Origin of the sequence: Lacinutrix sp. Bg11-31 (assembly GCF_002831665.1) — a bacterium.
GTDB lineage: Bacteria > Bacteroidota > Bacteroidia > Flavobacteriales > Flavobacteriaceae > Lacinutrix.
Genome location: NZ_CP025118.1, coordinates 3095438 through 3115559 on the forward strand (window position 1 = coordinate 3095438; position 20122 = coordinate 3115559).

At 31.6% G+C, this 20122-nt stretch carries 21 protein-coding genes and 1 riboswitch; of the genes, 12 read left to right on the forward strand and 9 right to left on the reverse strand.

Going from position 1 to position 20122, the window contains the following annotated elements; translation table 11 throughout:
• Window positions 1-18: 18 nt before the first annotated feature.
• The 3 genes from CW733_RS13880 to metG form a co-directional block, all read right to left on the reverse strand.
• A complete protein-coding gene (locus CW733_RS13880; protein WP_100997752.1) occupies window positions 19-726 on the reverse strand; it encodes an OmpA family protein in 708 nt (235 codons plus the stop codon).
• Window positions 727-731: 5 nt separating this feature from the next.
• The gene (locus tag CW733_RS13885; RefSeq protein WP_100997753.1) at window positions 732-1205 is read right to left on the reverse strand and encodes a lipocalin family protein; all 474 of its coding nucleotides are present in this window, start codon (window positions 1203-1205) and stop codon (window positions 732-734) included.
• 123 nt (window positions 1206-1328) lie between these two features.
• The gene (gene metG, locus CW733_RS13890) at window positions 1329-3419 is read right to left on the reverse strand and encodes a methionine--tRNA ligase (protein WP_369806613.1); all 2091 of its coding nucleotides are present in this window, start codon (window positions 3417-3419) and stop codon (window positions 1329-1331) included.
• A 179-nt stretch (window positions 3420-3598) separates the two neighbouring features.
• Here metG and CW733_RS13895 point away from each other — a divergent pair, with 179 nt between their 5' ends.
• Both CW733_RS13895 and CW733_RS13900 read left to right on the forward strand, forming a co-directional pair.
• The gene (locus CW733_RS13895) at window positions 3599-4609 is read left to right on the forward strand and encodes an LD-carboxypeptidase (protein ID WP_100997754.1); all 1011 of its coding nucleotides are present in this window, start codon (window positions 3599-3601) and stop codon (window positions 4607-4609) included.
• A gap of 84 nt (window positions 4610-4693) precedes the next feature.
• Window positions 4694-5053, forward strand: a complete 360-nt coding sequence (locus tag CW733_RS13900) for a YraN family protein (RefSeq protein ID WP_100997755.1) — start codon at window positions 4694-4696, stop codon at window positions 5051-5053.
• Between the two features lie 17 nt (window positions 5054-5070).
• On the opposite strand, the gene CW733_RS13905 is transcribed toward CW733_RS13900, so the two are convergent.
• Both CW733_RS13905 and CW733_RS13910 read right to left on the reverse strand, forming a co-directional pair.
• Complete coding sequence (locus tag CW733_RS13905; RefSeq protein ID WP_100997756.1) at window positions 5071-5802, reverse strand: NAD(P)-dependent oxidoreductase; 732 nt, start codon at window positions 5800-5802, stop codon at window positions 5071-5073.
• Window positions 5803-5950: 148 nt separating this feature from the next.
• Window positions 5951-6520: a cation transporter gene (locus CW733_RS13910; RefSeq protein ID WP_100997757.1), complete on the reverse strand. Its 570-nt coding sequence runs from the start codon at window positions 6518-6520 to the stop codon at window positions 5951-5953.
• A gap of 99 nt (window positions 6521-6619) precedes the next feature.
• On the opposite strand from CW733_RS13910, the gene CW733_RS13915 reads away from it, so the two are divergent.
• A complete protein-coding gene (locus CW733_RS13915; protein ID WP_100997758.1) occupies window positions 6620-7498 on the forward strand; it encodes a DMT family transporter in 879 nt (292 codons plus the stop codon).
• Between the two features lie 44 nt (window positions 7499-7542).
• Here CW733_RS13915 and CW733_RS13920 read toward each other — a convergent pair whose 3' ends face one another.
• Together CW733_RS13920 and CW733_RS13925 are read right to left on the reverse strand one after the other, a co-directional pair.
• Window positions 7543-9618, reverse strand: a complete 2076-nt coding sequence (locus CW733_RS13920; RefSeq protein WP_100997759.1) for a pitrilysin family protein — start codon at window positions 9616-9618, stop codon at window positions 7543-7545.
• A gap of 77 nt (window positions 9619-9695) precedes the next feature.
• The gene (locus CW733_RS13925) at window positions 9696-11018 is read right to left on the reverse strand and encodes a pitrilysin family protein (protein WP_100997760.1); all 1323 of its coding nucleotides are present in this window, start codon (window positions 11016-11018) and stop codon (window positions 9696-9698) included.
• A 473-nt stretch (window positions 11019-11491) separates the two neighbouring features.
• Here CW733_RS13925 and rplU point away from each other — a divergent pair, with 473 nt between their 5' ends.
• Both rplU and rpmA read left to right on the forward strand, forming a co-directional pair.
• Entirely contained in the window at window positions 11492-11986 is a 495-nt protein-coding gene (rplU, locus tag CW733_RS13930) for a 50S ribosomal protein L21 (protein WP_100997761.1), read from the forward strand.
• 27 nt (window positions 11987-12013) lie between these two features.
• On the forward strand, window positions 12014-12274 hold the full coding sequence (rpmA, locus tag CW733_RS13935; protein ID WP_034062695.1) for a 50S ribosomal protein L27: 261 nt from the start codon (window positions 12014-12016) through the stop codon (window positions 12272-12274).
• 510 nt (window positions 12275-12784) lie between these two features.
• Here rpmA and CW733_RS13945 read toward each other — a convergent pair.
• The gene (locus CW733_RS13945; RefSeq protein ID WP_100997763.1) at window positions 12785-13246 is read right to left on the reverse strand and encodes a DUF1569 domain-containing protein; all 462 of its coding nucleotides are present in this window, start codon (window positions 13244-13246) and stop codon (window positions 12785-12787) included.
• A 407-nt stretch (window positions 13247-13653) separates the two neighbouring features.
• Window positions 13654-14970: an adenosylhomocysteinase gene (ahcY, locus tag CW733_RS13950; RefSeq protein ID WP_100997764.1), complete on the reverse strand. Its 1317-nt coding sequence runs from the start codon at window positions 14968-14970 to the stop codon at window positions 13654-13656.
• Between the two features lie 133 nt (window positions 14971-15103).
• On the opposite strand from ahcY, the gene CW733_RS13955 reads away from it, so the two are divergent.
• Genes CW733_RS13955 through arfB form a run of 7 tightly spaced genes read left to right on the forward strand, consistent with a single transcriptional unit; the run spans window position 15104 to window position 19804 of the window.
• The gene (locus CW733_RS13955; protein ID WP_100997765.1) at window positions 15104-15730 is read left to right on the forward strand and encodes a 4'-phosphopantetheinyl transferase superfamily protein; all 627 of its coding nucleotides are present in this window, start codon (window positions 15104-15106) and stop codon (window positions 15728-15730) included.
• A gap of 1 nt (window position 15731) precedes the next feature.
• The gene (locus tag CW733_RS13960; protein WP_100997766.1) at window positions 15732-16442 is read left to right on the forward strand and encodes a geranylgeranylglyceryl/heptaprenylglyceryl phosphate synthase; all 711 of its coding nucleotides are present in this window, start codon (window positions 15732-15734) and stop codon (window positions 16440-16442) included.
• 1 nt (window position 16443) lies between these two features.
• Window positions 16444-16704, forward strand: coding sequence for a hypothetical protein (locus CW733_RS13965; protein ID WP_100997767.1), 261 nt, complete (start codon window positions 16444-16446; stop codon window positions 16702-16704).
• Window positions 16688-17320 (forward strand): nicotinamide riboside transporter PnuC, encoded by a 633-nt coding sequence (gene pnuC / locus CW733_RS13970; RefSeq protein ID WP_100997768.1) that lies wholly within the window; start codon window positions 16688-16690, stop codon window positions 17318-17320. The genes CW733_RS13965 and pnuC overlap by 17 nt, the downstream gene beginning before the upstream one ends.
• Window positions 17281-17850: an AAA family ATPase gene (locus CW733_RS13975; RefSeq protein WP_100997769.1), complete on the forward strand. Its 570-nt coding sequence runs from the start codon at window positions 17281-17283 to the stop codon at window positions 17848-17850. Before pnuC ends, CW733_RS13975 begins: the two co-directional genes overlap by 40 nt.
• Window positions 17847-19397, forward strand: a complete 1551-nt coding sequence (locus CW733_RS13980; protein ID WP_100997770.1) for a DUF4301 family protein — start codon at window positions 17847-17849, stop codon at window positions 19395-19397. Before CW733_RS13975 ends, CW733_RS13980 begins: the two co-directional genes overlap by 4 nt.
• Window positions 19397-19804, forward strand: coding sequence for an alternative ribosome rescue aminoacyl-tRNA hydrolase ArfB (arfB, locus tag CW733_RS13985; protein WP_100997771.1), 408 nt, complete (start codon window positions 19397-19399; stop codon window positions 19802-19804). The genes CW733_RS13980 and arfB overlap by 1 nt, the downstream gene beginning before the upstream one ends.
• Window positions 19805-19917: 113 nt before the next feature.
• Window positions 19918-20010: riboswitch (TPP riboswitch) on the forward strand.
• Window positions 20011-20122 lie beyond the last annotated feature (112 nt).

Consider the following 20122-nt stretch of genomic DNA (forward strand, 5'->3'; position numbering starts at 1 on the left):
GAAAAAGACAAAAGAATTTTAGTTTTCTCCAGACTCGTTCTTAGCGTCCTCAATCATTTTGTCATTTGGTAAAATAGCAATGTTTACACGTCTGTTTTTAGAGCGTCCTTCTGCTGTAGTATTATCGTGAGTTGGTTGTAATTCTCCAAACCAGTTTGTTGTTAATCTACCATTACTTATACCGTTGCTAATAATAAAATTTGTTACAGCATTGGCTCTGTTTTTAGAAAGCGTCATGTTGTTTTCTTCGCTACCAACACTATCTGTATGGCCTACTACTAATATGTTTGTATCTGGATATTCTTTAAAAATAGTTACTAATTTATTTAAAGTCGCTTGAGATGCAGTATTAACGTTATATTTTGCTGTATCAAAATATACACCACTGTCTTCGTCAAAAGTTACTACAATTTTATCTTCTATACGCTCTACTTTTGCGCCAGGAATTTCGTTTTCAATTTTCTCTGCTTGCTTGTCCATTTTGTTTCCAATAAGAACACCAGCACCACCACCAATAACACCGCCAATAACAGCTCCTAATTCTCCGTTACCACCTTTACCAACATTGTTACCAATAATAGCTCCTAAAATGGCTCCACCAGCTGCGCCAATAACGCCTCCTTTTTGTTTGTTATTTGCATTTTTTGTAGCACTACAGTTAGTTAATGTAATTGCTAACATTAAAGTTAATGCTATACTTGTTATTTTTTTTATAGTTAAATTCATGATTATTATTGTTTAGAAAAATTCATACTAATTGTAAATGGTTTTCCATCTACAGATACAGTTTGTTGCCATTGCATATCAAACTCAGATAATTGCGCTAGTTTTAATCTAAAACCTTGGTTGGTTACAGATTTATTTTTAGCATCGGTAGGCTTTAATAAAAAGTCATACAAACCAGTTTGTTCGTCAATTTGCTGTATTGTAAATACAAAGTTTCTTTCGCCAGTTGTACAGTTTTGGTTATTTATAGTATAAATACCAGTGTTGTTATTTGGGATAAAAGACCAAGTACTACCTTCAAAACACTCTTTAGAAGCATCGTTAAGTAACATAACATTATAGTTGCCAGATTCGCTATAAGAAATGCTATTTAAAAGCCATTGACCTTTAATGGTTTTTTGAGATTGTCTCACAACTTTAGAACTACCACAAGACAATAAGAATGTAGCAGTGAATAGTAATAGTATTATTTTTTTCATGGTTTAGTTTTTAATTTTATAAAACAAATGTACAGTCAATAAAATTGAATAATATTAATATAATCTCAATTAATAAATATTTAACTAAGCGATTAATCAGGTAGTTATGTTTAATCTAGTGTTTTAACTTATTGGTAGTCCATTAGAAGCATTTGCATCATCTGGATTTACGAATACTAATTTCCCGTCTGCGTTTTCAGTCATTAAAATCATACCTTCACTTTCTACACCACGTAAAGCTCTTGGTGCTAAATTAACCAAAACAGTTACTTTTTTACCAACAACTTCTTCGGCTGTAAAGCTTTCTGCTATTCCAGAAACAATGGTTCTAATATCTATTCCTGTGTCTACCTTTAATACTAAAAGTTTTTTAGCTTTTGGCATTTTTTCAGCTTCTAGAATTGTACCAACTCTTAAGTCTAGCTTTGTGAAATCGTCGAAAGCAATAGTGTCTTTTTGAGGTTCTACTACTTTATTCGCTGCTTCGTTTGCTTTTTTACTAGCTTCTAGCTTATCTAATTGTGCTTGTATTTCGGTGTCTTCAATTTTAGAGAATAATAATTCGCCTTTTCCTATTTGGTGTCCAGCAGAAATTAATATTTCTTTAGTTGAAATGTCTTCCCATTTGTTCTCATTACTATTTAAAATATTTTTTAATTTAGTAGATGTGAATGGTAAAAACGGTTCGCATAAAGTTGATAATGCCGATGCTATTTGTAAAGCAACATACATAATTGTTTTTGTACGAGCTTCGTCTGTTTTTATTAATTTCCAAGGCTCTTCGTCTGCTAAATACTTGTTTCCAAGTCTAGCTAAATTCATTAATTCTTGAGAGGCTTCTCTAAAACGGTAACGTTCTAAAGAACTTTCTATAACACTTGGAAAAGCTTTAATTGTTGCTAGCGTTTCTTCATCTATAGTAGAGAATTCACTTGGAGTTGGAACAATACCATCGTAATATTTATTAGTTAAAACAACTACACGATTAATAAAGTTTCCAAAAATGGCAACTAATTCATTATTGTTTCTAGCTTGAAAATCTTTCCAAGTAAAATCGTTATCCTTTGTTTCAGGTGCATTTGCTGTTAATGCATAACGCAATACATCTTGTTGATTTGGGAAATCTAGTAAATAGTCTGGTAACCAAACAGCCCAGTTTTTAGACGTTGACAATTTATTGCCTTCTAAGTTTAAAAACTCGTTTGCTGGTACATTGTCCGGTAATATATAAGAGCCTTCTGCTTTAAGCATTGCTGGAAAAATAATACAGTGAAATACAATATTATCTTTACCAATAAAGTGCACTAATTTGGTGTCTTCATCTTTCCAATACGGTTCCCAATCTTTACCTTCTCTTGCAGCCCATTCTTTGGTTGCAGAAATATAGCCAATTGGAGCATCGAACCAAACGTATAGTACTTTGCCTTCTCCTCCTGGAACAGGAACGGGAATTCCCCAATCAAGATCGCGTGTTACTGCTCTTGGTCTTAAACCATCGTCTAGCCAAGATTTACATTGACCGTAAACGTTGGCTTTCCAATCTTTTTTGTGGCCTTCAAGAATCCATTCTTTTAAAAAAGCTTCATGTTTATTTAATGGTAAAAACCAGTGTTTTGTTGCTTTTAAAGATGGAACATTTCCTGTTATTGCAGATTTAGGGTTTATTAAATCTGTAGCATTATGGCTCGTTCCACATTTTTCACATTGGTCTCCATAGCTTTCTTCGTTTCCACATTTAGGGCAAGTACCAACTACAAACCTATCTGCTAGAAATTGGTTTGCTTCAGCATCGTATAATTGTTCAGAAACTTCTTCTACAAATTCATTTTTATTATAAAGCGTCATAAAAAACTCTGATGCAGTATCATGGTGAATTTTAGACGAAGTACGCGAATAGTTATCGAAAGTAATACCGAAGTCTAAAAAAGATTGCTTAATAATAGCGTGATATCTATCTACAATTTCTTGAGGTGTAACACCTTCTTTTTTTGCTTTAATAGTAATTGGCACACCATGCTCATCGCTTCCACAAATAAAAGCAACATCGTTTCCAGTTAAACGTTTGTATCTCGCGTAAATATCTGCAGGCACATAAACACCCGCTAAATGGCCTATATGTATTGGTCCATTGGTGTATGGTAAAGCAGCAGTAATTGTATATCTTTTAGGATCTTTCGACATGAATTCTTGTAATTTAACAACAAAAATAATCATTACCTTTTTTAAAACTGAATTCTTCACCTTGGATTTGATAAAAAGGAGTGTTTTTTTAATAGATTTGAGTAGAAAAGTGGTGAAACATTACTCTTATTTAATATTAGGTGGCTAATGCTTTTTCTTTTTTTAATAAATACTTCATTTTATTTTTGTAAAATATCGGTTACATTTACATTATGATAAAAAAAATATTAATTATTACCGTGTTATTTTTCTTCGGAAACATTAATGCTTCAGCTCAAGATAATACAATCATTAAAACACCTTCAAAATTGATACAACCACCTTATTTAAAAGCAGGAGATACTGTTTCTATTGTTGCACCATCTGGTGTTTTAAAAAACAGAGCAGATGAAGTTGCGCGAGCAAAAAAACTATTAGAAAGCTGGCAATTAAAGGTTGTTGTTGGTAAACACGTTTTTAGTAGTGATGACCATTTTGCTGGGACAGACCAGGAGCGTTGCGAAGATTTTCAAGAAGCATTAGATAACCCAAGTATTAAAGCTATTTGGAGTGCAAGAGGAGGTTATGGAACGGTTAGAATTCTTGATAAATTAGATTATTCTAAATTTTTAGAACAACCAAAATGGGTTATTGGTTATAGTGATATTACAGCTTTGCATAACCAGATTCATACTAAAGGAGTAGAAAGTATTCATGGCATTATGTGCGTGAGTTTACCTGAAGATTTAACTGAAATTAAAGAAAGTATAGACGCTTTTAAAGCTGCAATTTTTGGTAAGCCTATTAGCTACACTTTAAAAGGTTCAGATTATAATAGACAAGGGATAGCGTCTGGTCAATTAGTTGGCGGAAACTTGACTATTTTACATACCATGTTGGGTTCTAATACAAGTATTGATGTTAGCGGAAAAATTTTATTTATTGAAGAAATAGGTGAGTATAAATATCATATCGATCGCATGTTGCAAAGTATGAAACGTGCTGGTTACTTCGATAACTGTAAAGGTGTTATTGTTGGAGATATGAGTAGAATGAGAAAAAACACCACGCTTTGGGGAACAAGTATAGAGCAACTTATTTTAGATGCTTTAGCAGATTATAATTTTCCAATAGCTTTTAATATGCCAGCAGGACATGAGGATGATAATCGAGCTATGATTATGGGTAGAACAATTGAATTGAATGTAAAAAAAGAAAAGACAACAATTAAGTTTGAACAATAGATTGCTGTCATTTATAGTATAGCGAAGAATATAAATAAATAAAATTTTAGTTAGTAGGATGAGATTCCTGCCTGCGCAGGAATTATGGCACAACATAACGAATTAGGAAAAAAAGGAGAGCAACTTGCTGTAGATTTCTTGTTGAAAAAAGGCTACAAAATTTTAGAAAGAAACTATACATTCCAGAAAGCCGAAGTTGATATTATTGCGAAAATAAAAGATACATTAGCTATTGTTGAGGTAAAAACGCGCTCAACAATAGAATTTGGTAATCCTCAAGATTTTTTAAAACCAAAACAAATTCAACGTTTGGTAAATGCGGCAGATGAGTTTGTAACCGTAAACAAATTAGATGTAGAAGTACGCTTCGATATTATTGCTATTGTAAAAGAGGGCAAGCAGTTTAAAATCGAGCATTTAGAGGATGCTTTTTATCATTTTTAAAAGAGAGTACTCATTTTTTATTCTTTTGTCAATTTAAATAACTCAAAAGCATCTTTTTTTGGTCGATATCCAACTTTTTCTTTAGATTCCGTTATGTCTAATCGTTTGTATCTATTATCTGAAATAGCATTTAGAACTTCATATTGTATGTTTTCTGTTTCAATGCATCCAATTAATAATTGATTAAAGTCATCAGGATCTAGAAAAGCACTTAAATCTCTCGCGTTCATTTCTGTAAAGTCTTTTGGGAATTCGTAGGCTCCAATTCGTAAACAAATAGCAGAAATCCCATTATTATATGCATGATAGGCAGCTAAAGCTTCTCCGAAACATTTTGAGACTCCGTAAATGTTCTTTGGTTTTACGAGCATATCTTTGTTTACTTGAATGTCTATGGGATAACTTTCGATAGTTTGCGCACTACTTGCAAAAATCAATCTTTTGCATTTTGCTTTTATGGCTGCTTTAAATATATTTTGAGTTGTTTTTATATTAGTACCCAGGATCTCATCTGATTCTGAAATTGGGTCGACTATTCCAGCTAAATGGATTACGGTATCAATTCCTTCACATAGTTTTGAGCAAGCTGAAAGGTCCATTAAATTTGCTTTCTCAATTCGAACTTTATCTGTATATATTTCATTTCCTGTTACAATATCTGCAACGGTTATTTCATATTTATGTTTGAAATTTTGAACAAAATGTTTTGCTATTTTTCCAAAGCCTCCAGTTATTAGTATTTTTCTCATTAAAGGTTTTTTAAATTAGCAACAACGAGTAGTGTGTGTCTAAATATAAACATATTATTAAGTCATTCTTTAGGTAAAAGGTGTTTTTATTCCAAAAAAAAAGCTTCAACTTTATGTTGAAGCTTTTAAAATTTATAAGCGTTAAAAACTATGCCTTAGCTTCTTTAGCACAACAAGCTTTTTTACAATCTTTAGCACAAGCCATTTTTTCTTCTGCTGTTTTGCTAGCACATTTCTTCTTGCATTCAGCAGTTTTTACTGCACAGTCTTTACAATCTTTTTTAGTACAGTCTGCTTTGCATTTCATTGTGCATTCTTTTTTTGCTGTAGAGAAAGCTTCAACAGTATTCATGTCTTTTACTTTGTAAGTATCTGCAACACTTGTTACAGTACTTTCTAAGCTTGCTGGTGTTACTTTTGCTTCGTCGTATTCTACCATTGCTAATTGTCTGTCAAAATCTACAGTTGCAGACTTTACACCTTCCATTTTAGCCATTTTCTTCTCAATCGTTTTTGCACAACCCATTGCACAAGTCATACCCTCAATTTTAAACTCTGCTTTTGCATAAGTAGCATTTGGATCTAATTCAGATTTTACCGCTTTAACTACTGTTTCAGCAGTTTCAACAGTTTTAACTTCTGGTTGTGTTTCATTTTTACAACTAAACGCTGCAATGGTAATAATAGCGATTGCTAATATATTTTTTAAGTTTTTCATGATTATCGATTTTTGTTATTAATTACAAAATTAACAAATATATCTGTTTATTGCGTTAAATTTTTCATTTTTGTACAAGCTAATCAACGTATTACGTAAATGAAAGGATCTAAATGGACTTACCTCATTATCTTATCTATAATTTGGGGAACAAGTTTTATACTTATTAAAAAGGCGTTAATTGGTCTAGATCCTTATCAATTAGGAGCTTTACGAACCGTGTTAACAGGTTTGTTTTTATTTGCCGCAGGATTTAAAACTATAAAAACCATTAAAAAAGACGATTGGAAATGGATTGTAGTTTCTGGTTTCTTAGGCTCTTTTATTCCTGCTTTCTTTTTTGCAATTGCCGAAACCGAAATTGATAGTGCAGTGGTTTCTGTATTAAATTCTTTAGTACCATTAAATACAGTTTTAATGGGATTGGCCATTTTTAAAATAACCTCTACCAAAAGACAAATTCTAGGAGTAGTTATAGGTTTTATTGGTACTGCTTTATTAATATTAAAAGGTGCTGAGTTAAATCCAGATCAAAATTATTTGTTTGCTGGTTTTATAATTGCTTCAACATTAATGTATGCTGCTAACGTAAATATTATAAAACGTTATTTACAAGACGTAAAGCCATTAACTATTGCTGTTGGAAATTATGTGCCTATTGTTATTCCTGGTTTGTTAGTGTTAATTTTTACAAACTTCTTTTCTGCGGAAGCGTTTAGTAAACCAGAGTTTAGGATGTCGATTTTATACGTTGCTATTTTGTCTTTATTTGGAACTGCTATTGCTAAGGTGTTGTTTTTTAAACTGGTTCAAATGTCTACACCTGTGTTTGCGTCCTCAGTAACTTATATTATGCCAATTGTAGCTTTAATTTGGGGATTGCTAGATGGAGAATCTTTTAGTGTTTTACAAATGGTGGCTTCTGCTGTTATATTAATTGGAGTGTATTTGGCTAATAAGAAGCAAAAAAAAATCTGAAGCCTTTCGACTTCAGATTTTAATGTATTTTCTAAAAAACTTCTTTAATTAAAATCGGCATCAGTAACACCTTCGTTTACTTTAACGCTTGAAATTACCATAGGAATTTTTTGCGGTCCAGTAGTTATGTCCATTTTATGAGGAAACATAAGTCCGTTTACGTCTTTATAGTCAGAAAGCACTACAATTGAAGATATTTGTTGACCTTGAGATTCTTTTGACGATTCGGTTTTGTTTAGCAAACCTGAATCAACTCCATAATATCTAAATGAATCTTCACCATTTTTAGTTACTTTAACTTTGTAATTGTCTTTACCTTCAAAACCAACAATACTTTCTAGCGTTAATTGATCTGCTTTCAAAAACAATTCTGGGAATATAGGATTGTCAGTCTTTTTATCTGCAATTTCTTTTTCAGATAAATCTTTCTTTTGACCTTGCTGTTCCATATAACCTTTAGTTCCATCCCACTTTTGCTTCATTAAAGTTCCCATGTTTTCTGCACTCATTTCCATAGATTGCATATTTGGTAGCATCGCTTTTAATTCAGCTTTTAACGGGAAAGGAGCTAAGCCACTAATACTAGCTGTAATAAAAGTAGATTTAACTGTTGTCGCTTTATCTTTTCCACCAATAGCTTTTAAATAAGCATCTATAACTGTTTGAGCTGTAACTCCAGTTGGAACTGGTTTAGTAAATACAGGCTTAGTAACTTCTGTTGCAAAAGCATCAAAATATTTAATAGGTAATCCTGTTTTTTCTAAGTTAGAAACTACTTCGCTACCTTTTCCAACAACAATTACTCTAGCGTTGTCTTCTGTAAAATATTTGTTAGCAATACGTTGTACATCGTCTGCAGTAACAGCATTAATTTTTGTTAAATACGTTTTGTAAAAGTCCTTTGGTAAATCATTCAACTTAATATTTAAGGCATATCTAGCAACTGTTGAAGGTTGCTCTAAAGCCAATACAAAATCACCAACGTATTTTGCTTTAGCATTTCTTAAATCTTCAGCAGAAACTTTTTCAGTTTTAATTCTTTTAATTTCTTTTAAAGATTCTACTATTGCGCTATCTGTAACCGCATTTCTTACTTGAGCACCTGCTGTAAAACGAGAAGCGCCATAACGATCATTACCAACGCTAGAACGCGCACCATAAGTATAACCATGAGCTTCACGTAAATTCATGTTTAAGTAAGAGTTAAAACCACCACCTAAAATTTTGTTTGCAATTAAAACAGTATGATAATCTGGATCACCCATTTTTAATTTTACATTACTTGAAACAGAAATGTTAGATTGCACAGCATTTGGCATATCTATAAAGTTAATTTCTGTTGCGTTTACGTTTTTGTATGGTTCTGGAATGTTTTTAGTAACATCGATTCCTTCATCCCATTTTTTGAAATATTTTTTTACTTGTTTTTCAACGGTATTAAAATCTACATCACCAACAATTACTAAATAAGCGTTGTTTGAGTTGAAGTTTTGTTGGTAAAAAGCGCGTACATTATCAAGTGTAATATTGTTTAGAGACTCTTCTGTAATAAACTCTCCATAAGGATGTTTTTTACCATAAGATAATGCTCCGCCAACTCGAGATGCAACAGCATCTACACTTTTTTCGCTAGATTTTAAACCTTCAATTGCTTTGTCTTTTTCCTTTTGAAACTCTTCTTCAGTTAATAACGGATTCATTGCTGCATCAGCCATTAATTCTAATATCCTTTCAGAATATTTAGTTAAAGAACTACCAGATGCGCTACTTGATCCAAATCCTAATCTTGCACCAAGAAAATCGATTTCTTCATTAAATGCATCTTTGGAAATAGAAGTTGTTCCGTTACCTAACATTGCTCCTAGTATGCCAGAAACACCTGCGATATTGCCTTCAACTTGAGGTTGGTTGTCTATGTTTAAAGAGTAAGATACTCTTGGTAACTTGTGGTTTTCTACCACTAAGACTTTAAGTCCGTTTTTAAGTTCAAACTCACCAGGAACCTCTAAAGTAATTGCTGGAGCTGGACCTGGTTTTGGTTGCACAGATCTATCTATTTGAGCAGTAGCCGAAAAGGATAGTAAAAACAGTGCTATAATTGCTGTTATTTTTGTTTTCATTTGTCTTCTTTGTTTTTTGAAATTTGTCAAACGTTACTTTTATTTTTAAAATTATGAAAGTTTCATTTATATGTTTTCTAGTTATCTTCTTTAACTTCTGGTAAATACTCTAAAACCACACGTTGATTTGGGTTTAAGTATTTTTTTGCAGCCGCTTGTATTTCTTCTCTAGTAATAGATCTGTAAATATTAATTTCGTTATTAATTAAATTTACATCGTCATATAACATATAGTAACGTGCTAAAGAATTTGCAATACCAGACACGCTAGAGTTAGAGTTTACAAAATCGTTTTCAAATTTATTTTGAAGTTTTTGGTAATCTCTTTCAGACATTAATTCGTTCTGAACCTTTACCAATTCTTCATCTATTCCAGCTAATAAGCTTTCTAAAGAATTATCTCCTAATGGTAATCCAAATAAAATATACGTTCCGTAATCTTCTTGACTTTGGCTAAAAGCACCAACTTGAAGCGCCTTCTTTTCATCGTCAACAAGTTTTTTATATAATTTTGAAGTTTTACCAGAACTTAAATAGCTAGATAGCATATCTAAAACATAAGCATCTCTCTCTGTCATTGCAGGAGTTCTGTAAGCAGCCATAATTGCTGGAATCTGAATATTAGAATCGTAAGCTTTAGCTTTAATAGTTTCTGTAATAGGATCTTCTTTTGGGAAATTTCTAACAATATCTTCTCCTCTTGGAATAGGCCCAAAATAATCTTCAATCATTTTCTTTGTTGAAGCAACATCTATATCGCCAGCAACAACTAAAACGGCATTATTTGGTACATAGAATTTTTTGTTGAAAGCTTGAAACTCTTCTAAAGATGCAGCATCTAAATGCTTCATTTTACCAATAGTTGTTCCTTTGTAAGGGTGTTTTTTAAAGATGTTAAGTTTTATTTTTTCAATAAACTTACCATATGGAGCATTATCAACACGTAGACGCTTTTCCTCTTTAACAACTTCATTTTGTGTGTCTACACCAATTTGATTAATGATTGGATGCATTAAACGTTCAGACTCCATCCATAACCCTAATTCTAAACTATTAGAAGGAAACACTTCGTAGTAATATGTTCTATCATCTGTAGTATTGGCATTGTTGCTTCCTCCATTAGAAGTTACAATTTTAAACCATTCACCACGCTCGATATTTTCTGTACCTTCGAATAAAAGGTGTTCGAAAAAGTGAGCCATACCTGTACGGTCTGGTTGTTCATCTTTTGCACCAACATGATACATTACTGAAGTTGTAACAACAGGAGCTGTGTTGTCTTGATGTAAAATAACGTGCATGCCGTTACTTAAATCGTACTCTTCAAATTTAACTTCTTGCGCATTAGCTGCAAATCCAGCCAATAGCAAAGCTGCTAACGAGAATAAACTTTTTTTCATTTTGAGTTGTTTAATGTTAATTGATTTATAGGTCTATAACTTAGATAATTTGTTACAAGTTATCTACAAAATTACTAATAGTTAAATATAAAGTAAATAATATGTTAAAAAATTAACACTCAATTATCTGTTTTTTAAAGTTTTCAACTTTGATGTTAATTATTGCTTTTTAGATGGAATATGGATAAAACTGGTTAGTATTGAAATTAATACTTGTTTAAAAATGAAACATCTAGACAGGCTTAAAGAACTCTTTAAATAGATAAAAAATCAACAGTTAAATATTACTTTTAAAATGACAACATTTCTATTAAAGAATACACCTTGTTAAAAAACGGAGGAAATGTGGTTAAAATATTAGTAATCATTAGATGAAAACGTTTGTAAATTAATTTATTAGGAGTATATTTGCATCCGCTTTCTGAGAAGAAAGTAGATGTATTTAATAACAAATTAATAAAAACGTTACGCTAATGTACGCAATTGTAGAGATAGCAGGGCATCAATTTAAAATTGAAAAAGACCAAAAAGTTTTTGTTAACCGTTTAGCATCAGAAGAAGGAGAGACTATGTCTTTCGATAATGTTCTTTTGATTGCAGATGGTGACAATATTACTTTAGGCGCCCCAGCTATAGATGGAGCACAAGTAAGTGCGAAAATCTTAAAGCACCTTCAAGGTGACAAAGTTATTGTTTTCAAAAAGAAAAGAAGAAAAGGTTACCGTGTTAAAAACGGTCACAGACAAGCCTTAACTGAAATCGTTATTGAGAGCATTGTAGCTTCAGGAGCTAAGCCAGCAAAAAAGGCTGCTCCAAAAAAAGAAACTAAAAAAGCTGAACCAGAAGTAGAAGCAGCTCAAGACCTAAGCAAAAATACAGTTGCTGAGTTAAGAGAACTTGCAAAAACTAAAGGTATTGAAGGTATTTCTTCAATGAAGAAAGCAGATTTAATTGCAGCATTAAGCTAATTATTAACACTATAAAACCTTAAGACAATGGCTCATAAAAAAGGAGTTGGTAGTTCGAAGAATGGTAGAGAATCAGAATCAAAACGTTTAGGCGTTAAGATATTTGGTGGACAAGCTGCTATTGCTGGAAATATCATATTAAGACAACGTGGTAACACGCATCACCCAGGTGAAAACGTATACCAAGGAAAAGATCATACTTTACATGCATATGTAGATGGTCTTGTAAAATTTACAAAGAAAAGAAACAATAGATCTTATGTATCTATTGAGCCTTTCGAAGCTTAGAAATAATTTTCTTTTAGATATTAAAAACGCCTTTCCAAATGGAAAGGCGTTTTTTGTTTATATTCGGTTTATGAAAAAGAAACGAATATCAAGTTCCATTTATTGGATTGCTCCAGTTTTTATAGATGCTCTTTTTTTTCTTTTGTTTGTGAAATTTCTCTTTCAGTATCTCAATTCTAATGATAAGGATTTTGTATTGCTTTTAATAGGTTTAGCTTTTTTCTGGCTAGTATTCCGAATTATATTTCGATTTAAAACAGTTTTTGTTGATGATAATTTTTTATATATATTTAAGTATTTTGGATGCAAAAAAATAGAATTAGCCGATGTTAAATCTGTTAAAGAAAAGCAAATGCTTCTGCATAAAACAACAAACACGTATTTAGTAGAATATCTAAATGTTGATCTAAATCCCAAAGTATTTCAGTTTTATGGGTCTATGTCAAATAAGTTTTTTTTAGTAAGCTTCATCGAGAGTATATTAACTAAATAGAATTAAGATTATTTCTACTACTTCAAAATATCCTCAATAATCTTTAAATGATGATTAGTATGTAGTGCTAAAAAGCGATAAATTCTTGTAGTATTAACATCTCCAAAAAGTGGGTGTTTAAAAAAAGCATTTTTATCTAGACTAGCAATAGTGTCAACATTAGTTTTAGCTTGTTGCATTTGCGAAATAAGGTCCTCTTTTAAAATAACCTCTGGTGGTTTAACATGTTTTGGTGCTTTTGCTTTTCCTCTTGGAAAAAAACCAAGTGTAAAGAATACTTTCCCTAAAAAACTAAAATTGTTTTTATATAAACTTGGATCTGATTTTTGTAGAGCAATACAAACATTATTAATAACCTTTAGACTGTGGTCTAAATGCCATGCAACATTAGTTTTAGAGACTTTTGGGTTAGATACATTGTGATTTTCGATATGTGATTCTAAGTTGTTAAGCGCGCTTTTTACTTTGTTAAGACTCATAAAATTGTTGTTTAAGGTTGTGAAGTTAGTAAATTATAATAAGACAATAGTTGAGTAAGCGCTTCTTCATTTAGTTAAAGGAAGGTGAGTTTTGTTGTAAAATAAAACTCGGATGGTTTGTACTAAAATAAACGAAGTACATTTTTGAGGTTAAAAAAAGAGATTACTAGAACTCTCCTTCTTAAAATGACAATTGTTAGTGAGATCGCAATAACGATTGATGCGGCATCCTTTTTTATTTTTCTTAAAAAAGATATAGCGGAAAGCGTGGTTGCTTTTGGTTTTTCTGCCAAAAGCAAATTGCCCAAATAAAAAAAATCCCAAACACGAATGCTTGGGATTTAAATATAATTTTAAAGAATGAGATTGCTACGTCGCTAAAAAGCGTCTCGCAATGACATTTTTTACTAGTATCTGTAATGTTCTGGCTTGTATGGTCCTTCAACCTTTACGCCAATATAATCTGCTTGGTATTCTGCAAGTTCTGTTAACTCAACACCAATTTTTTCTAAGTGTAATTTTGCTACTTTTTCGTCTAAATACTTTGGTAACATGTATACATCATTTTTGTATGCTGCACTGTTTTTCCAAAGTTCTATTTGTGCTAAAGTTTGGTTTGTAAATGAGTTACTCATTACAAAACTAGGGTGTCCTGTTGCGCAACCTAAGTTTACTAAACGACCTTCGGCAAGTAGGATAATATCTTTTCCGTTAATGTTGTATTTGTCAACCTGAGGCTTGATAGTATCTTTAGTATGACCATGCTTTTCGTTTAACCAACCTACTTGGATTTCGTTATCGAAATGCCCAATGTTAGCAACTATTACTTTGTCTTTCATTGCTTCAAAATGCTCAGCACGTACAATATCTTTGTTTCCTGTTGTAGTAATAATGATATCACTATTTCCAACTACAGTTTCTAATTTTTTAACTTCAAAACCGTCCATTGCAGCTTGTAGTGCACAAATAGGATCGATTTCTGTTACAGTAACAATACTTCCTGCACCTTTAAAAGAGGCAGCTGTACCTTTACCAACATCACCATAACCACAAACGGTTACACGTTTTCCTGCTAACATAATATCTGTTGCACGACGAATTGCATCTACTGCAGATTCTTTACAACCGTATTTATTATCGAATTTCGATTTTGTTACAGAATCGTTTACGTTAATTGCTGGCATTGTTAATGTTCCATTTTTTACACGCTCGTAAAGTCTGTGAACACCAGTTGTTGTTTCTTCACTTAAACCTTTAATACCTGCAGATAATTCTGGGTAACGGTCTAAAACCATATTTGTTAAATCTCCACCATCATCAAGAATCATGTTTAATGGTTGTCTGTCTTCACCAAAGAAAAGTGTTTGTTCTATACACCAATCAAATTCTTCTTCTGTCATGTCTTTCCATGCGTAAACAGCAGTTCCAGCCTCTGCAATTGCAGCAGCAGCTTGATCTTGTGTAGAGAAAATGTTACAAGAACTCCAAGTAACTTCTGCTCCTAAAGCTTGTAAGGTTTCAATTAAAACCGCAGTTTGGATAGTCATGTGTAAACATCCAGCAATACGCGCACCTTTTAATGGTTGCTCGTTTTTGTATTCTTCACGTAAACTCATTAAACCTGGCATCTCTGCTTCGGCTAAATTAATTTCTTTTCTTCCCCAAGCCGCAAGCGACATATCTTTTACCTTGTTAGGTACGTAAGCAACTGTTTTATTACTCATATTTCTTTCTCTTTGTTTTTTATAAAATGAAACACCTTTGGGATTTAGGACTTAAAATAGTTAAATTCGCCATTGAAAGTACTAAGTTCGCCTTAGGCACTGCAAAGATAATCAATAACATTTAGAATATTAAATGCCTCTTTATAAATCCATTAGTGTAAACTCACAAACTACTGTTAAAATCTGGAAGATTGAAGAATCTTATGATGTGCTATTTTCTGCATTAGACTTAAAACCAGAGAGTTTAACTCGTGTTCTAGGTATGAAAAGCGAACTGCATCAACGTGGTTTTTTAAGTGTACGACACCTTTTACGAGAATTTGGTTATACAGATCAAGACTTGTATTACGATAAAAACGGAAAGCCTCATTTAAAAGATGGTAAACACATTTCTATAACGCATAGCTTTACTTTCTCTGGTGTAATTGTTAGCGATGTTGAAGTGGGTATTGATATCGAAAAACAACGAGAGAAAATTGGAGTAATAGCTAAGAAATTTGTGAATTATGAATTTCAATATTTATCTGAAGACCAATCGGATTATATTAGAAGGTTAACTGTTATTTGGGGAATTAAAGAATCGCTTTATAAACTATTTGCTACACCAGGAATGTTGTTTAGAGAGCATTTTTTAGTGATTCCGTTTATGATAGAGGATCTTGAAACTGTATGTTGGATAGATTATAAGATGAAAAAATACAGGTACAATTCATACTTCTTAGAGTTTGAAGGTTTCACTTGTGCTTATGTTTTAGAATAAGATGAAATCTATTTTACAACATATAAAAACTTCAGAAAAGCGAAATCTTGCTGTTTTAGTAGATCCAGATAAATTCAATTTAGAAAAAACATCGCAATTTATAGATAAAGTCAATAATTCTATAGCTACACATATATTTATAGGTGGAAGTATTGTTGATGAAAATGCAACCGAAACATTGATTTCAGTAATTAAACCATTAACAGGTTTGCCTATTGTTTTATTCCCTGGAGACGTTATTCAAGTCTCAGAACAAGCAGATGCTATTTTGTTTTTGTCTTTAGTTTCTGGTAGAAACCCGGAATATTTAATAGGTCAGCAGGTAAAATCAGTTTCAAAATTAAGAAATAGTAATTTAGAAATTATACCTACAGGTTATGTTTTAGTTGATGGCAAAAAAGAAACATCAACTCAAAAGGTAACAAATACTGAGCCTTTAACTAAATTACAAGAGATTGTAGATACTGCTAAAGCTTCAGAATTATTAGGTATGCAACTTATTTATTTAGAAGCTGGAAGTGGAGCAAAACAAGCTGTTTCTTCAGAAATAATAAATGCTGTAAAAATAGAAATTAAGATTCCGTTAATTGTTGGTGGCGGAATTAGAAGTAAATTAGCAATAGAAAAGGCGTTTAATGCAGGTGCAAATGTTGTGGTTATTGGAACAGCTTTTGAGGAAGACGAATCGTTTTTTGAAGAGATAAAAAGATAATATGAATATATCAATAGACTTAACATTATCACCATTACAAGATGATTACGAAAAGCACGTTATAGACTTTATAAAAGCACTTCGTGATTCAGAATTTACAGTTTTAGAGAACCCGTTAAGCACTCAAATTTATGGAGAGTTTAGTAAATTAATGCCTTTTTTAACTCAGGCTATAGAAACTTCTTTCGAGAATCAAAACATTTGTGTACTCACAATGAAAGTAGTAAAAACAGATAGAAGCGCTTATGAACCACATTTTTGATTTACTCTTTAATCAATACGCTCAATATGAAACTCTAGATATTGTCTTAGAGATTGTAGCTGTTATTTTTGGTTTTTTATCGGTATGGTTTTCCAAACAAAATAACATTCTCGTGTTCCCAACAGGAATTATAAGTACACTTATTTTTGTCTATCTTCTATTAAAATGGGAGCTTTTAGGTGATATGATGATAAATGCTTACTATTTTGTAATGAGTATTTATGGTTGGTATATATGGACAAGCAAAGTAGATGCAACGCATGTAACACCAATATCAAGAACTACCATTAAAGAGAAAAAAATAAGTTTAGGAATTTTTATAACCACTTTGCTCTTTGTTTTTATTGTCTATAAAATTTTCAATAAATGGACAACTTGGATGGCTTATGTAGATACATTAACTACTGCGATTTTCTTTGTAGGAATGTGGTTAATGGCTAAACGTAAAATAGAAAATTGGATTTTTTGGATTATTGGCGATATAATTTCTGTTCCTTTATATTTGTATAAAGGATTCTCTTTTACAAGTTTTCAGTATTTTGGATTCACTATTATCGCAGTATTTGGTTATTTAGCATGGAAGAAAAGTATAGACAGCAATCAGCAAATTGTATAAAAGTAGTTTTGTTTGGCCCAGAATCCACAGGCAAAACAACATTATCTAGACAACTAGCACGTTATTATAATTCGGTTTGGGTACGTGAATATGCTCGCGAATACCTTCAAGATAAATGGAACAACGAACGCAAAACATGCGAGCCTAAAGATTTATTACCAATTGCTGAAGGACAAATGCTTCTAGAAAATGAATTAGCAAAAAAAACAGACTCAGTATTAATTTGCGACACAGATTTGTTGGAAACAAAAGTATATTCTGAAGCCTATTATTCTGGAACATGCGATCCACAGTTAGAAAAATATGCTATAGAAAACACCTACGATTTATACTTTTTAACGTATATTGATACGCCTTGGGAGGCTGACGATTTACGAGATAGGCCTCAAGAAAGAGAAGCTATGTTTAAAGTCTTTGAGGCGGCTTTAAAAAAGTATAACAGACCTTATGTTTTGTTAAAAGGAGATGAAAAAGAACGTCTCGAAACAGCAGCTAAACATATAGATAAATTAATTAAAAACAGAAAGTGAACTTCACTGAAACACAAATAACACAAATAGAAGCAAAAGGATTAACCGTTGAAAAAGTTTTAAAACAAATTGAAACTTTTAAATCAGGATTACCTTTAATTAATTTAGAATCTGCCGCTATTTTAGGTCATGGTATTTTTAGTTTTTCTGAAGAAGAAAAACAGGAATATGCTACGTTCTATGATAATAAAAAAGACGATCTAAATATTGTGAAATTTGTACCAGCCTCTGGTGCTGCAACTAGAATGTTTAAATTTTTATTTGAATTTTTGGACACATACAAAGCTAAAAAGGACACCATTAATAGCTACATAAATAAACGAAAAGCAAACGAATTATTAGTATTTGGTGTCGGTGTTGAAAAACTGCCTTTTTATAATGTTGTTATTAATGAAACTAGAAAATTTGTTCCAAATTTTGATACATTATCTACAGATTTAAAAGCTTTAGAGTTTATAAAAACAATGTTAAATGAAGACCGTTTAAACTATGGTTTTTCGCCTAAAGGGTTATTGCCATTTCATAAATATAAAGACCATATTGCTACTGCTTTCGAGGAGCATTTATTTGAAGCAGCACTATATGCGTCAACAAAAAGAAAAGCCAGTGTACATTTTACTATTTCAGAAATCTATAAAGACGTCTTTAATAAAGAGTTTAAGCGTATTCAAGACATTGTAGAGTATAAAACTAATTCAACATTTAATATTACCTATTCTTATCAAAAAGAAGAAACGGACACTATTGCTGTAACTACAAAAAACCAACCAATCGAGAATTCCGACGGAACATTGCATTTTAGACCATCTGGTCATGGTGCTTTATTATCTAATTTAAATGATTTTGAAGGAGATATTCTTTTCATAAAAAACATAGATAATGTAGTGGTTTATAAATACGAAAAAGAAGTTGCAAAACATAAAAAGGTGTTAGCTGGTATTTTGTTAAAATCGCAGGAGCAAGCTTTCTCTTATTTAAAACAATTAGAAAAAGAAAATCTAACGGAAGTTCAATTATTAGAGATAGCACGTTTTTTAAGAAAGAAATTAAATGTTATTATCTCTCATGAGTTCGAAAAATATTCTGCAAAATATCAAATAGAATATCTAAAAAATAAGCTTAATAGACCTATTCGTGTTTGTGGAATGGTTAGAAACGAAGGAGAACCTGGAGGAGGACCTTTTTGGGTAAAAAGTGAAAGCGGAACGGTTTCGTTACAGATTGTTGAGTCTGCTCAAGTAGATAAAAAGAATAAACATCAAAAAAATATTTTAAAAAATGCAACACATTTTAATCCAGTAGATTTAGTTTGTGGTATAAAAAATTATAAAGGTGAAACTTTTGATCTCTATAAGTTTGTAGACTATAAAACAGCATTTATTACTATGAAAACAAAAACTGGTAAAGATATTAAAGCACTTGAATCTCCTGGGCTTTGGAATGGTAGTATGGCAAATTGGAACACTATTTTTGTTGAAGTACCTCTTGTAACTTTTAATCCTGTGAAAACAGTAACAGATTTATTAAAGGCAACACATCAAGTATAATGTTTAGCGAAGAAGCACTTATTAAAGAATTCAAATTTAAAGGTATTAGGAGTTCTGGAGCAGGAGGACAACACGTAAATAAAGTGTCTTCAAAAATTGAATTGTCCTTTAGTATCCAAGAATCTTTAGTTTTAAATGAAAGACAAAAAGAAGTTATTCTTTATAAATTATCTAATAGAATAACTAAAGATGGCTTGCTAATACTACAATGTGGAGAAAGCCGAAGTCAACATCGAAACAAGAACATAGCTATTGTTAGAGCGATTCAATTGCTTAAATCGACTTTGTATATTAAAAAAAGACGTATTCCTACAAAAACACCAAGATCTGTAATTATTAAAAGGCTTAAAAATAAACGTGCAAACAAAGAGCGTAAAGTAAATAGACGCAAACCGGATTTAGATTAATTATGTCACTTCGAGTGATTTTGATTTTTTAACAAAATCTCTATCGAGAAGATTGATTTAAAAAACTTGAAATTATTTCTCATAAATCAAAAATGTAAACTACCTTTGCACTGTTCTCAAAAAAGGGGTGCCATAAAATCGGCTGAGATCATACCCATTGAACCTAGAACAGGTAATGCTGTTTAGGAATTTGAAGAAATACTTTAGTCATTATAAAATGAACTATCTGCAGGTGGAACATTTTATGAAATGATGTAACAATTTGATGAGAGTATTTCAAAAAAAACTAATTATTATATAGAATAATTACCTCTTTTT

Bases quoted from the DNA above. Each gene is read 5' to 3' on its own strand.
- ahcY (WP_100997764.1), bottom strand. From the start codon at position 14,970: ATGAGTAATAAAACAGTTGCTTACGTACCTAACAAGGTAAAAGATATG.
- CW733_RS13965 (WP_100997767.1), top strand. From the start codon at position 16,444: ATGAATATATCAATAGACTTAACATTATCACCATTACAAGATGATTAC.
- arfB (WP_100997771.1), top strand. From the start codon at position 19,397: ATGTTTAGCGAAGAAGCACTTATTAAAGAATTCAAATTTAAAGGTATT.
- rpmA (WP_034062695.1), top strand. From the start codon at position 12,014: ATGGCTCATAAAAAAGGAGTTGGTAGTTCGAAGAATGGTAGAGAATCA.
- CW733_RS13910 (WP_100997757.1), bottom strand. From the start codon at position 6,520: ATGAAAAACTTAAAAAATATATTAGCAATCGCTATTATTACCATTGCA.
- metG (WP_369806613.1), bottom strand. From the start codon at position 3,419: ATGATTATTTTTGTTGTTAAATTACAAGAATTCATGTCGAAAGATCCT.
- CW733_RS13920 (WP_100997759.1), bottom strand. From the start codon at position 9,618: ATGAAAACAAAAATAACAGCAATTATAGCACTGTTTTTACTATCCTTT.
- CW733_RS13975 (WP_100997769.1), top strand. From the start codon at position 17,281: ATGGAAGAAAAGTATAGACAGCAATCAGCAAATTGTATAAAAGTAGTT.
- pnuC (WP_100997768.1), top strand. From the start codon at position 16,688: ATGAACCACATTTTTGATTTACTCTTTAATCAATACGCTCAATATGAA.
- CW733_RS13895 (WP_100997754.1), top strand. From the start codon at position 3,599: ATGATAAAAAAAATATTAATTATTACCGTGTTATTTTTCTTCGGAAAC.
- CW733_RS13960 (WP_100997766.1), top strand. From the start codon at position 15,732: ATGAAATCTATTTTACAACATATAAAAACTTCAGAAAAGCGAAATCTT.
- CW733_RS13885 (WP_100997753.1), bottom strand. From the start codon at position 1,205: ATGAAAAAAATAATACTATTACTATTCACTGCTACATTCTTATTGTCT.
- CW733_RS13880 (WP_100997752.1), bottom strand. From the start codon at position 726: ATGAATTTAACTATAAAAAAAATAACAAGTATAGCATTAACTTTAATG.
- CW733_RS13945 (WP_100997763.1), bottom strand. From the start codon at position 13,246: ATGAGTCTTAACAAAGTAAAAAGCGCGCTTAACAACTTAGAATCACAT.
- CW733_RS13915 (WP_100997758.1), top strand. From the start codon at position 6,620: ATGAAAGGATCTAAATGGACTTACCTCATTATCTTATCTATAATTTGG.
- CW733_RS13900 (WP_100997755.1), top strand. From the start codon at position 4,694: ATGGCACAACATAACGAATTAGGAAAAAAAGGAGAGCAACTTGCTGTA.
- CW733_RS13905 (WP_100997756.1), bottom strand. From the start codon at position 5,802: ATGAGAAAAATACTAATAACTGGAGGCTTTGGAAAAATAGCAAAACAT.
- CW733_RS13925 (WP_100997760.1), bottom strand. From the start codon at position 11,018: ATGAAAAAAAGTTTATTCTCGTTAGCAGCTTTGCTATTGGCTGGATTT.
- CW733_RS13955 (WP_100997765.1), top strand. From the start codon at position 15,104: ATGCCTCTTTATAAATCCATTAGTGTAAACTCACAAACTACTGTTAAA.
- rplU (WP_100997761.1), top strand. From the start codon at position 11,492: ATGTACGCAATTGTAGAGATAGCAGGGCATCAATTTAAAATTGAAAAA.